This is a genomic window from Anaerobutyricum hallii DSM 3353, from assembly GCF_000173975.1.
Classification (GTDB): Bacteria; Bacillota; Clostridia; order Lachnospirales; family Lachnospiraceae; genus Anaerobutyricum; species Anaerobutyricum hallii.
The window spans coordinates 1-12,384 of the sequence record NZ_ACEP01000138.1; the positions used below are offsets into that span (position 1 = coordinate 1).

The window sequence follows — 12,384 nt, forward strand, 5'->3', positions numbered from 1 at the left end:
CCCCAACCTCTATAGGTGGGGGAGGATGTCACATAGAATATAAATAGGATAAATTTGCCAAAGTTTACGTCAGCAGAACATAAAAATTAAAGTATACTTGCTGATAACAAGGAAAAACCTGAATATATTTAAATTTTTGGCATAAGTAATATTATATAGGATAAAACAACCAAATAATCTGTGCAGTTTTTATAATAGATTCATATTATACTTGACTTTTTGTCAAAATAAGTATAGAATCTAAGTGTTGTACTTTTGTACAATGAAAACTAAATAAGGAGGTGCTCCTGTAGATATGTCACCAATTGCTGTGATTATTGTCCTGATTGCAGTTGTTCTGACTGCCGTTATTTCTGTTTTTGCAACGATTGCTTACCGTAAGAGCGTTTCAGAAGCGAAAGTAGGAAGTGCGGAAGAAAAGGCAAGAGAGATTCTTGATGACGCTTTAAAGACTGCCGAAGCGAAGAAGAGAGAGGCATTATTAGAGGCTAAGGAAGAATCTTTAAAAGCTAAGAACGACTTCGAGAAGGAGAGTAGAGAACGAAGAATGGAGCTTCAGAGATACGAGAAACGTGTTCTTAATAAAGAAGAAACACTCGATCGTAAGTCTGATGCATTAGAGAAGAAGGAACAGTCCCTTGCTCACAAGGAAAGTTCTCTCGAGAAGCAGAAGGTAAAAGTCGAAGAATTACACGAAAAACGTCTGCAGGAACTGGAAAGAATTTCAGGTTTAACCTCTGAACAAGCAAAAGATTATCTGCTTAAAACTGTCGAAGATGACGTAAAAAGGGAAATGGCGGTCATGGTCAAAGAGATGAAGACTAGGGCCAAAGAAGAAGCATCCAAAAAGGCGAAAGAGTATGTCGTAACAGCAATCCAGAAGTGTGCGGCAGACCATGTAGCTGAGACAACAATTTCTTTAGTTCAGTTACCGAACGATGAGATGAAGGGACGTATTATTGGTCGTGAAGGCCGTAATATCCGTACTTTGGAAACATTAACGGGAGTTGATTTGATTATTGATGATACTCCAGAAGCAGTTATTTTATCAAGTTTTGACCCAGTTCGCAGAGAAGTGGCAAGAATTGCTCTTGAGAAGTTAATTGTTGATGGAAGAATTCATCCAGCAAGAATTGAAGAGATGGTGGAAAAGGCACAGAATGAAGTAGAGCAGACAATGAGGGAAGAAGGAGAAGCCGCACTCTTAGAAGTAGGTGTGCATGGAATCCGTCCTGAATTGGTTCGTCTGCTTGGTAAGATGAAATATCGAACAAGCTACGGACAGAATGCATTGAAACATTCCATCGAAGTAGCCCAGTTATCCGGTTTATTAGCCGGAGAGATAGGTGAAGATGTACGTTTGGCAAAAAGAGCCGGTTTACTCCATGATATCGGCAAGGCTGTTGATCAGGAAATGGAAGGCTCTCATATTTCAATAGGTGTGGACTTGTGTAAGAAATACAAAGAATCTCCTGTTGTAATTAATGCGGTAGAATCTCACCATGGTGATGTTGAACCAACAAGCCTGATTGCCTGTATCGTTCAGGCCGCAGATACAATTTCTGCTGCAAGACCAGGTGCCAGACGAGAGACATTGGAAACTTATACGACAAGATTAAAACAGTTGGAAGATATAGCTAACTCCTTCAAGGGAGTTGATAAGACTTTTGCCATTCAGGCCGGTAGAGAAATTCGAATTATGGTAGTTCCTGAACAGGTAAGTGATTCCGACATGATTTTATTAGCACGGGATATTTCAAAACAGATTGAAAGTGAATTGAGTTATCCAGGACAGATTAAAGTCAATGTAATCCGTGAATCGAGAGCAGTTGACTACGCAAAGTAAGACAATAGTCTTATAAGCGAGGGCTGATACAGATTAAAATAAAAGCAAAATTTCTGAGAAGAAATTTTGCTTTTTTTATTACAGACAAACACGCTCTGGCAGGCAGGTAGCCTTTCGAAGGAGTCTGTTGATTAAAATTAAAAATCATAAGATACTTCCTCATGAATATATTTATTATAAATATCTTTGCAGGGAGGCCATTATGTATTATACTATTGAGGGAAAAAGAGTTCTTGGAATTTTGTACATAGCAGGATTGATAACAGGAACACTTTTTTTTAATATAACAATAAAAATGCAGGTATTTAAAGTTTCTGATTTTCTTGATTTTACAGAATATATGAAGATGCTTGAGAATATAGATTTAGCTATATTTTGTTCCTATGTAGTATTTGTGCGGTTTCGACAGTTATTACTATTTTTTGTGGGTTTATTTTTATTTTCACCATATATAGTGTTTTGCCTGTTTGATTATGGAGTTTCTGTATTTACCGGAATATTGATTTCAGCAATGGTATTAAAATATGGATGGACAGGCTTAGTTGGTGGAACATGCTTTTTATTTCCACAATATTTTTTTTATGGAATGATTTTTGTTATAGTATATATTTACCTGTTTCGAAATGCAGCTATCGGAAACTTCTATACAGTCATTTCAAGAGGACGGCGGGGGACACACACATTACTAAAAGACAGGATTATCATAATTTTACTTATAATAGGGTTGTTTTTTGTGGGATGTTACATAGAGGCATATATCAGTCCAGCTATATTAAAGAAGATTTTTGGTATTTTTACATAGGATTGTGTTCGGGTATGGAAAATATAAAGATTTTCATGTATAATAATTAATTAGCACAGAATCCTGTAGGACAGGATTCTTTCTTATAGGCAGATAAATGAATACAAAGGAGAGTTAAAGTGCACACAATAAGAAATTATATTATGGCAGAGTCTCTCGAACAGGCGTGGGAACTGAACCAAAAAGGAAGAAACAATATTATTATTGGAGGGAACCTGTGGCTGAAGATGGGAAGAAGAAATATTATTAATGCGATTGACCTGTCTTCGCTTGGATTAGACAAGATAGAAGAGGATGAAGGTGGCTTTCGGATAGGCTGTATGGCAACCTTACATGATATTGAGACGCATGAAGGTCTGAACAAAGAGTTTCAGAATTTATTTAAAGAAGCAGTTCGTCACATTGTAGGGGTGCAGTTTAGAAACTGTGCGACAATAGGCGGAAGTATTTTTCCGAAGCTGGGATTTTCAGATGTCCTGACTGCATTTTTAGCCTGCGATACACAGGTTATTCTTTATAAAAAAGGTGAAGTTCCATTAAGAGAATTTATTTATATACCAACAGATAATGATATTTTGACACATCTTTATGTGAAAAAAGACGGTAGAAAGACTGCATATGAAAGCTTTCGAATGACAGAGACAGATTTTCCAACAATTACCTGTGCTGTGGCAAAAACACAGGATGGCTTTGAAACCGTTCTTGGAGCAAGACCAAAGCATGCGGAAGTTGTAGTAGATGAAGTGGTAGCAGATGCATTTTCCAGTGAAGAGGTAGCAGATTATGCAAAAAGAGTAATCGGAAAGCTTCAGTATGGCAGTAACATCCGGGGAAGCGAGCAGTACAGAAAACAGTTATCAAAAGTATTGATTGGCCGTTGTATTTCCCGGCTCACGGAGGAATAGACAGATGATAATAGATTTATTTATAAATGGAAAGAAGATTCAGGCAGAAACCGCTCCAGATCAGATGCTGATAGACTTTTTAAGAGGACTGGGTTATAAAAGTATGAAAAGAGGCTGTGATACAGGTAACTGTGGACTTTGTACCGTGTGGATGGATGAGAAACCAGTTCTTTCCTGCAGTGTGCCAGCGGCAAGGGCTGCAGGACATAAGATTACGACATTAGAGGGTGTGCAGGAAGAGGCAGCAGAATTTTCTGATTATCTGGCGAATGAAGGAGCTGACCAGTGCGGATACTGCAGTCCGGGTTTGATCATGAATGTATTAGCATTAAAAAGAGAGATTCCAAATCCGACTATGGCGCAGATAAAGGAATATTTATCCGGTAATTTATGCAGATGCACAGGATATCAGGGACAGTACCGCGCCCTTGCAAAATATTTTGGAGTGGAGGAGTAGTGCGAAAGATGGAAAATACCAGATTTGTAAATAAAGGAATCGTAAAGAAAGATGCAAAGGTACTTCTTTCTGGCCGTCCGGTATACACAGATGATATTGCCCCATCAGATTGTCTGGTGGTGAAGTTACTTAGAAGTCCTCATGCACATGCATGGATTGAAGATATTTCAACAGCAGCGGCATTAAAAGTTCCTGGAATTGAGGCTGTTTTTACTTATAAAGACGTACCGGAGAAGAGATATACACAGGCAGGACAGACTTTCCCTGAGCCAAGTCCAGATGACCGTCTGATACTTGACCAGCATATTCGATATAATGGTGACCCAGTTGCGATTATTGCGGGAAAGGATGAGAACTGTGTCAGTCAGGCAATGAAAAGAATCAAGGTAAAATATAAAGTATTAGAGCCATTGCTTGATTTTACAAAGGCGATTGATAATCCGATTATTATTCACCCAGAAGATAATTACGTCGTAAAAAGTGATATTGGCAATGATGTAAAGAGAAATATCTGTGCTTCTCAGTGCAGAGGAAACGGAGATATCGACAAAGTTCTTTCTGAATGTGATTATACTATTGATCAGACGTATCACATAAAGGCAGTAAGCCAGGCGATGATGGAAGTATTTTGTGCTTTTACATCCATAGATATTTATGGAAGAATTAAGGTCATCTCTTCCACACAGATTCCATTCCATGCCAGACGAATTATTGCCCGAGGACTTAACATTCCAAAGTCTAAAGTCAGAGTCGTTAAACCTCGGATTGGTGGTGGATTTGGTGCAAAACAAACCGCAGTAATGGAAATTTATCCAGCTTTTGTCACTTATAAGACAGGCAAGCCGGCAAAGCTTGTATTTACGAGAGAAGAATGTTTTATTCAGGGTTCACCACGTCATGAGATGCAGGTGCATGTTCGTTTAGGTGCAGATAAAAACGGAAAAATCCGTGGAATTGATTTATCAACACTTTCTAATACAGGTGCATTTGGGGAACATGGCCCGACCACGGTTGATTTGTCTGGAACAAAGTCTTTATCCCTTTATAGGATGGAAGCCTTCCGTTTTAAAACAGAAGTTGTGTATACCAATGTATTATCTGCGGGAGCATACCGTGGCTATGGTGCAACGCAGGGAATTTTTGCTGTGGAATCTGCGGTAAATGAACTGGCGCATAAGTTAGACATAGACCCGATTAAGCTTCGTGAAATGAATATGGTACGGGAAGGTGACCTTTTAACAAACTATTTTGGAGAGGTGACAAATTCCTGCAATCTTGATAAATGCGTGGCCAAAGTAAAAGAAATGATTGGCTGGGATGAAAAGTATCCATATGTAAAGACCGGTCCGCATACAGTTCGCTCGGTAGGAATGGCAATGGCGATGCAAGGCTCCGGAATCGGTGGTGTTGATGTCGGTTCTGTACAGCTTAAATTAAATGATGACGGATTCTATACTCTTATGATTGGATGTTCGGATATGGGAACTGGCTGTGATACGATTCTTGCACAGATGACGGCCGATGGTCTTGGCTGTGAATTTGATGATATTATTGTGCGGGGCGTGGACACAGATCAGTCTCCGTATGACAGTGGTTCTTATGCTTCAAGTACAACTTATGTTACTGGTATGGCGGTTGTAAAAGCCTGTGAATCCATGCGGAAAAGAATCTGTGAAGAGGCAGCGGCAATCATGGGCCTTAAGGAGAATGAAGTTGAATTTGATGGAGAGACTATCAGCGAGAATGATAATCCAGAGCATAATATGACTCTGTCTGACTTAATTACAAGTTTACAAGCGGGAAATGGTCATATCATTGAGGTTACTGAATCACATACCTCTCCGGTATCTCCACCACCATTTATGGCAGGAGCAGCCGAAATTGAAGTAGATTTGGAAACCGGAAAGATTACTCCAATTAATTATGTTGCTGCGGTAGACTGCGGAACCGTTATAAATACGAATCTTGCCCGCATACAGGCAGAAGGTGGTCTTGTACAGGGACTTGGAATGACACTCTATGAAGATATGCAGTACACAAAAGCCGGAAAGATGAAGAATCGTAACTTCATGTCTTATAAGATTCCGACACGTCTTGATATGGGTAACATCAAAGTAGAATTTGAAAGCAGCTATGAAGAGACAGGCCCATTTGGTGCAAAGTCCATCGGAGAAATCGTAATCAATACACCGGCACCGGCAATCGCAGATGCTGTGTATAATGCAACAGGACTTCGTTTCCGCACACTTCCGATTACAGCGGAACAGGTTCTGATGGGACTTTTAGATAAAGAAGAAGCGTAGAGGAATGGGAGAGAACACGCAGAATAAAAAAATTGCTATCATAATAATGGCCTCGGGTTATAGCGAAAGATTTGGTTCTAATAAATTATTAGAATCTTTTCTGGATAAACCACTTTTTACTTACACAGTAGATTTGGTGGCTTCCTGTCAGGCAGAAATGAAAATTATTGCAACCAGATATGAGCCAGTCATACAGTATGTAAAGGAGAATGTTCCTTCGATGAGTATCGTATGGAACGCACATCCAGAGCGGGGGATTTCTGAATCCATTCATTTGGGAATCCGCTATTTAAAGCAGCAAAAAGATTATGAAGAATATGCTGGATGCTGTTTCATGGTCTGTGATCAGCCATTATTACAAAAAGAAAGTATGCAGGAGCTTTTTAAAAGCTTTTATACAAATCCGGAAGGTATCCATATGTGTGTAACAAAGAAAAGAGAGGGAAATCCCGTAATATTTCCCAAACAACTATTTGATGAACTTATGGCACTCACGGGAGACAAGGGAGGAAAGCGGGTTGCCAGGCAGCATCCTGAACTGGTACATAAAGTGTATGTAGCTGAAAAAGAGTTATCAGATATGGATTACAAAGAGGATAAAATAAATCTTGAAAAAGAACATAATAAACATAATATGAGGTGAAAAAAGTGAAATTACTGGAAGAAAGAATTAAAAAAGATGGAAAAGCATTAGGAAAGACTGTATTAAAGGTAGATAGTTTTATCAACCATCAGGTAGACTCTGAATTTATGGATGCTCTGGGAAAAGATTTCGCAGAGCATTTCAAAGACTGCGGAATCACAAAAGTGTTTACAATCGAAAGTTCAGGAATTGCCCCTGCATTAATGACAGCAAAATATCTTGATGTTCCTATGATTATTTTAAAGAAACAGACTTCCAAAATCTTAAATGGAAAGGTATATCAGACAAGAGTAACTTCTTTCACAAAAGGAACGAGCTATGAGCTGACATTATATCAAGATTACATTGATCCATCTGATAAGGTTTTATTAATTGATGACTTCCTTGCGAATGGAGAAGCCGCTATGGGAGCCAGCCGCCTCATAAAAGAATCCGGAGCAGAATTATCCGGTATTGGAATCTTAATTGAAAAGTCTTTCCAGAAAGGAAGAAAGAGACTTGAAGATGCTGGATATTATGTTTATTCTCAGGCAAGAATCGGCCGTCTCGATAAGGGAGTAATTGAATTCTTACCAGAAGATGCTCCAGTGTTAGAGGGAGTAGACGAAAAAGAGTTACTGGATAAATAGGAATTTGCCGCAGGCAAGGGAGACTCTCTTCGGGGGCTGGCTTTGGCTGTGGGAGAAAAATTGCTATTTATTGTTGGAATGATTTGAGGAATCGCCAGAATGTTTTGGCTTTCGGTGGAGTTGTTTTTGCTGAGAATGGATTATTGGTAATAGTTCACCGATAATATACTCCTTTTTCTTATTAATTGTGTGTTAATCTTGTAAGATTTGATTTCCCGGATTATTTCTATCCCTCCTGATTTCTTCCACAAATCTTTCCACTAATTTGCCCGGGCAGCCAGGAAACAGAAGTCCGAGAATCAAATCATCTATATTTGTGGTCTGGGAGCTACGAGACTATAATAAAATGTTAGAAAAGGCCGACATGAAGAGTTATTGATTTTGACTCAGTTGTACAAAACACAAAGTCGTCAAAATCAATAACTCTTCATGTCGGCCTTTTCTTAGAAGACGACTTCTCGTGGCGACGAAAAGCACAAATATAGATGATTTGATTCTTAGACTTCGTCTGTTTACTCACCCCGGTAAATTCCTATTTAGTTTATGATATAGTTGTTTTTTACAGATATGATATGAGAGCAAATTCCCTTAGTTTGTAGTTGATTTCTTAAAGTAATCACTTCTGCGAGTGCTTTTTCATCGAGTATATCTGCCTGATTAAAGATGATACAAAATTTCTGGGAAGTAATATTTTTGCGAAGCCCTTTTTCGGAAAGGCACAGTCGGTATAAAAAGTCAGTAGTAACGATGTCTGCAGACTGCAATGATTTTATAAAATAATTATCTAAAGAAGTAAGATTCGGAAGTAGTTCGTAACGAAAAAGTGTTTCTTTTATTGGTTTTCCGAGGCAGGAAAGTCCGATTACGCCGATTACGGTATCTGTTTTTGGAAAAAAGACGGGTTCCCCATCCTTTGGTAGTTTGATAGGAAGTCTTTTTGAACCATCTCCTTCACATAAGATTTTTAAAAATTTATAAGGATTTTTTGTAGAAAACTTTTTGGAAAATTCAGCGATTTTTTCGCAGAAATCCGAAGAAGGACTTCGCCATTTTACGTTACTGTTTACCACTTTTTCAGGAATTCCTAAAGCGGCGAGTGGCAGAGTATTCTTTTTTAAATTAGTGAAAATATTGGCTAATTGTCCTAAATCCTCATTTTCAATATAAGATTCATCAGAAAGAAAATCTGGCTTCATAATATGCGTTGTAGTTGTGAGAAGTGTTGGATATCCGTGGCTTGCAAATTCCTTTCCAAGAGTATTCATAAGAGAAGTTTTTCCCCCGCCCCCGATAAAAGTGATAATTTGACTGTCAGCAAGACCAAGCAGCGGAGAAAGGTCGTGGTTAAAAAAATATTTGTTCATAATAAAAAACTCCTTAAAAAATAAGAAACTTCATATTTTACTATTTTGTGCAAATATTTGAAAGTAAATATTTGACCGGGATTCTATTCAATAGTATAGTTAATGTTGTCTGATTACCGTTTTGTAATTTTGATAAAAAGTAAGTTTATTCTGATTATAGCATAGAAAAACTAGAAACAAAATATTTGTAAAATTTTCAGGGAAATAAATGAAAAATTTCGGCAACTTAATTGTTAAATTTTTTACGAAAGGAAATTTAATAGAAAATGATTAATAAGGATAAAAAAAGAGGAAGAATGCATGTATACATTTGAAGAATGGAAAAAGAATTTAATTATTGTTCGTGGTGGAGGAGATATTGCGACAGGAACAATTTATAAATTATATCAGAGTCGTTTTCCGGTGTTAGTACTTGAAATTGCGAATCCAAGCTGCATTCGTCGAACCATTAGTTTTTGTGAGGCAGTTTTTGATAAAAAAGTTGAGGTGGAAGGAGTAACAGCCAAAAGAACAGAATCCTTAGAGGACGCATTTGCTATTTATGGACAGGGACAGATTCCCGTAATGATTGATGAAAATGGAAGTATGATACAGGAAGTACAGCCGCCTGTTGTGGTAGATGCTATTTTAGCAAAAAGAAATCTTGGAACGAAGATAACGGATGCCCCTGCAGTTATCGGAGTTGGACCGGGATTTTGTGCCGGAAAAGATGTGGACGCAGTAATTGAAACGCAAAGAGGTCACAATCTTGGCAGAGTAATTTATGAGGGAGAAGCAGCTCCGAATACTGGAATTCCCGGAATGATAGGAGGTTATGCAAAAGAACGTGTTATTCATGCACCGGCTACAGGAAAGTTACACATTTTAAGACAGATAGGTGAAATCGTGGAAGCAGGAGATATACTTGCAGATATTGAAGGAACACCAGTAAAGACACTCATAAGCGGAGTGATTCGTGGTATGATTCGCGAGGGATATGATGTAAAAAAAGGATTAAAAATTGCTGATGTAGACCCGCGTGTGAAGGAACAGGAGAACTGCTATCATATATCGGATAAGGCAAGATGTGTGGCGGGAGGAGTATTAGAAGCGATATTGCATTTGTTGAAATAGTAATTTGCCGCCCTCAAAGAGCGTCTCTTTGCCTGCGGCAAATCAGAATTGTTATTTTACTTTCATTTTACGGAAGCTCAATGCCAGATTTTACTTTCCTATGTTACTATAGCCCGGTTATGTAATAAGAAGATGAAAAATACAATAAGATTTTTATGGAGGGAAATAGTAAATGAGCCAACAGGTATATGTGAACAGGGAATTATCCTGGCTGAAGTTTAATGAGAGAGTATTAGAAGAGGCCGAAAATAAGAAAGTACCATTATGTGAACGACTCACATTTGCTTCTATTTACCAGAGTAATTTAGATGAATTTTTCCGTGTGCGCGTTGGTTCTTTAGTTGACCAGATGTTGCTTGGAGGTAAGATTCGTGATAATAAAACAAAAATGACGGCAAAGGAGCAGATAGAAGAGGTATTACATCAAGTAATGAAGTTAAATCGCAGAAAGGATGCAGTTTATGATGCGATTATGGGTCAGCTTGAGGACTATGGAGTAAGACTGGTTGATTTTCGTAAGATTTCAAAGAAAGAGAGTGAGTATCTTGAGAAATATTTTTTAAGTGAGATTGCACCAGTTATTTCGCCGACAATTGTAGGAAAGAGACAGCCATTTCCATTTTTAAAGAATAATGAAATTTATGCAGTTGTAGTATTGCAGACGAAAAGTGGAAAGGAAAAGCTTGGTATTATTCCATGTAGTAACACAGGATTTAAGCGTTTGGTTGAGCTGCCAACAGCAGGAACCTATATATTGGCAGAAGAATTGATTTTACATTATATTCCAGAAGTGTTTAAGCGTTATAATATTAAAGCAAAGTCTTTGATTCGTGTGACGAGAAATGCAGATATTGACGCAGATGCATTATATGATGAAGACCTTGATTACAGAGATTTTATGGCAGAATTGATTAAGCGCAGAAAGAAGCTGGCACCTGTTCGTTTAGAGCTTACAAGAGAGATGGATGGAGAAATCGTAGATGTTCTCTGTGATTATTTGGAGCTTGATTCTGATTATGTATTTCAGGTACAGGCACCGCTTGACTTGTCCTTTGTGTTTGAAATTCAGGATACATTAAGAAAGACTCCGGAATTATTTTACGAGAAAAGAGTGCCACAGAAATCATCACAGTTTAGGGACGGTGAGCCTGTTTTTCCACAGATTAGGGAAAAAGATAAATTGCTTTCCTATCCTTATGAGAGCATGAAGCCATTTCTTAATTTCTTAAGAGAGGCAGCAAATGATAAAGAAGTTATTTCTATCAAGATGACGTTATACCGTGTTGCAAAGCACAGTAAGATTGTGGAATATTTGATTGATGCGGCAGAAAATGGCAAGGAAGTTCTTGTGCTTGTTGAGTTAAAGGCAAGATTTGACGAGGAAAATAATATTGAGTGGTCCAGAAGACTTGAGGATGCAGGATGTCGTGTGATTTATGGTTTAGATGGATATAAGGTACATTCAAAGTTATGTCTTGTTACAAGAAAGTCTGAAGGACAGGTAGAATACTATACACAGATTGGAACGGGTAATTATAACGAAAAGACAGCAAGATTATACACAGACCTTTCCCTTATGACAGCTAATGTGGAGATTGGTCTTGAGGCAGCAAAGGTATTTCAGGCATTATCTATGGAAGAAACTGTGGATAATGTACAGCATTTACTTGTTGCGCCAAGATGCCTTCAGAATAAAGTATTATCAATGATTGATGAGGAAATTGCCTGTGCAAAAGAGGAAAAAGAAGCGTATATCGGTCTTAAAATGAATTCTCTTACCGATAAGAAGATTATTGATAAGCTTATTAAAGCTTCTCAGGCGGGAGTAAAGATTGATATGGTTATTCGTGGAATTTGCTGCCTGATTCCGGGAGTAAAAGGTAAGACGGAAAATATTCAGGTTCGAAGCATTGTCGGACGTTTTTTAGAGCATTCCCGTATTTATATTTTTGGAACACAGGAGCGGGAAAAAGTTTACATAGCTTCTGCAGATTTTATGACAAGAAATACATTAAGACGAGTGGAAGTTGCGACGCCAATTTATGATAAAGATTTAAAGATGCAATTAGAAGAGATGTTTATCACGATGTTAAGCGATAACCAAAAAGCGAGACAGGAGGACAGCCGCGGTAATTATGAAATTGCAGAGGCACAGGAGACTCCATTAAATTCGCAGGAATTTTTCTATGAGCAGGCATATATGAGAGTTACTATTTAATTCATTAGATACACTACAGACGAAGCCATTGCCCCCAATAAGGCATATTTGTGATTTTAGTCGCGGTGTGTTGAATGTTTGCTTTATGCGCTCACATCCAACAA

Annotated in this window: 10 protein-coding genes; 9 read left to right on the forward strand and 1 reads right to left on the reverse strand. The window is 38.1% G+C overall.

All coding sequences use genetic code 11. The features are described from left to right. Positions 1–295 precede the first annotated feature (295 nt). The 7 genes from rny (at position 296) to EUBHAL_RS12810 (ending at position 7,585) form a co-directional block, all read left to right on the forward strand. The gene (rny, locus tag EUBHAL_RS12780; RefSeq protein WP_005350661.1) at positions 296–1,846 is read left to right on the forward strand and encodes a ribonuclease Y; all 1,551 of its coding nucleotides are present in this window, start codon (positions 296–298) and stop codon (positions 1,844–1,846) included. 202 nt (positions 1,847–2,048) lie between these two features. Further along, positions 2,049–2,648 carry a hypothetical protein gene (locus tag EUBHAL_RS12785; protein ID WP_005350670.1) on the forward strand — a complete coding sequence of 200 codons (600 nt, stop codon included), beginning with the start codon at positions 2,049–2,051 and terminating at the stop codon, positions 2,646–2,648. Positions 2,649–2,767: 119 nt separating this feature from the next. Continuing rightward, on the forward strand, positions 2,768–3,553 hold the full coding sequence (locus EUBHAL_RS12790) for an FAD binding domain-containing protein (RefSeq protein WP_044923509.1): 786 nt from the start codon (positions 2,768–2,770) through the stop codon (positions 3,551–3,553). Between the two features lie 4 nt (positions 3,554–3,557). Continuing rightward, a complete protein-coding gene (locus EUBHAL_RS12795; RefSeq protein WP_005350674.1) occupies positions 3,558–4,010 on the forward strand; it encodes a (2Fe-2S)-binding protein in 453 nt (150 codons plus the stop codon). Between the two features lie 8 nt (positions 4,011–4,018). Further along, on the forward strand, positions 4,019–6,313 hold the full coding sequence (locus EUBHAL_RS12800) for a xanthine dehydrogenase family protein molybdopterin-binding subunit (protein WP_005350676.1): 2,295 nt from the start codon (positions 4,019–4,021) through the stop codon (positions 6,311–6,313). A gap of 4 nt (positions 6,314–6,317) precedes the next feature. Beyond that, complete coding sequence (locus tag EUBHAL_RS12805) at positions 6,318–6,956, forward strand: nucleotidyltransferase family protein (RefSeq protein WP_005350677.1); 639 nt, start codon at positions 6,318–6,320, stop codon at positions 6,954–6,956. 5 nt (positions 6,957–6,961) lie between these two features. After that, complete coding sequence (locus tag EUBHAL_RS12810; RefSeq protein ID WP_022170613.1) at positions 6,962–7,585, forward strand: xanthine phosphoribosyltransferase; 624 nt, start codon at positions 6,962–6,964, stop codon at positions 7,583–7,585. Positions 7,586–8,121: 536 nt separating this feature from the next. Here the strand turns inward: EUBHAL_RS12810 and yqeC are convergent. Beyond that, complete coding sequence (gene yqeC / locus EUBHAL_RS12815) at positions 8,122–8,949, reverse strand: selenium cofactor biosynthesis protein YqeC (protein WP_005350680.1); 828 nt, start codon at positions 8,947–8,949, stop codon at positions 8,122–8,124. A gap of 300 nt (positions 8,950–9,249) precedes the next feature. On the opposite strand from yqeC, the gene yqeB reads away from it, so the two are divergent. Further along, positions 9,250–10,062: a selenium-dependent molybdenum cofactor biosynthesis protein YqeB gene (gene yqeB, locus EUBHAL_RS12820; protein ID WP_005350681.1), complete on the forward strand. Its 813-nt coding sequence runs from the start codon at positions 9,250–9,252 to the stop codon at positions 10,060–10,062. A gap of 172 nt (positions 10,063–10,234) precedes the next feature. Beyond that, positions 10,235–12,280, forward strand: a complete 2,046-nt coding sequence (gene ppk1 / locus EUBHAL_RS12825; protein ID WP_005350682.1) for a polyphosphate kinase 1 — start codon at positions 10,235–10,237, stop codon at positions 12,278–12,280. The last annotated feature ends 104 nt before the right edge of the window (positions 12,281–12,384 follow it).

Bases quoted from the DNA above. Each gene is read 5' to 3' on its own strand.
- rny (WP_005350661.1), top strand. From the start codon at position 296: ATGTCACCAATTGCTGTGATTATTGTCCTGATTGCAGTTGTTCTGACT.
- EUBHAL_RS12785 (WP_005350670.1), top strand. From the start codon at position 2,049: ATGTATTATACTATTGAGGGAAAAAGAGTTCTTGGAATTTTGTACATA.
- EUBHAL_RS12795 (WP_005350674.1), top strand. From the start codon at position 3,558: ATGATAATAGATTTATTTATAAATGGAAAGAAGATTCAGGCAGAAACC.
- EUBHAL_RS12800 (WP_005350676.1), top strand. From the start codon at position 4,019: ATGGAAAATACCAGATTTGTAAATAAAGGAATCGTAAAGAAAGATGCA.
- EUBHAL_RS12805 (WP_005350677.1), top strand. From the start codon at position 6,318: ATGGGAGAGAACACGCAGAATAAAAAAATTGCTATCATAATAATGGCC.
- yqeC (WP_005350680.1), bottom strand. From the start codon at position 8,949: ATGAACAAATATTTTTTTAACCACGACCTTTCTCCGCTGCTTGGTCTT.
- yqeB (WP_005350681.1), top strand. From the start codon at position 9,250: ATGTATACATTTGAAGAATGGAAAAAGAATTTAATTATTGTTCGTGGT.
- ppk1 (WP_005350682.1), top strand. From the start codon at position 10,235: ATGAGCCAACAGGTATATGTGAACAGGGAATTATCCTGGCTGAAGTTT.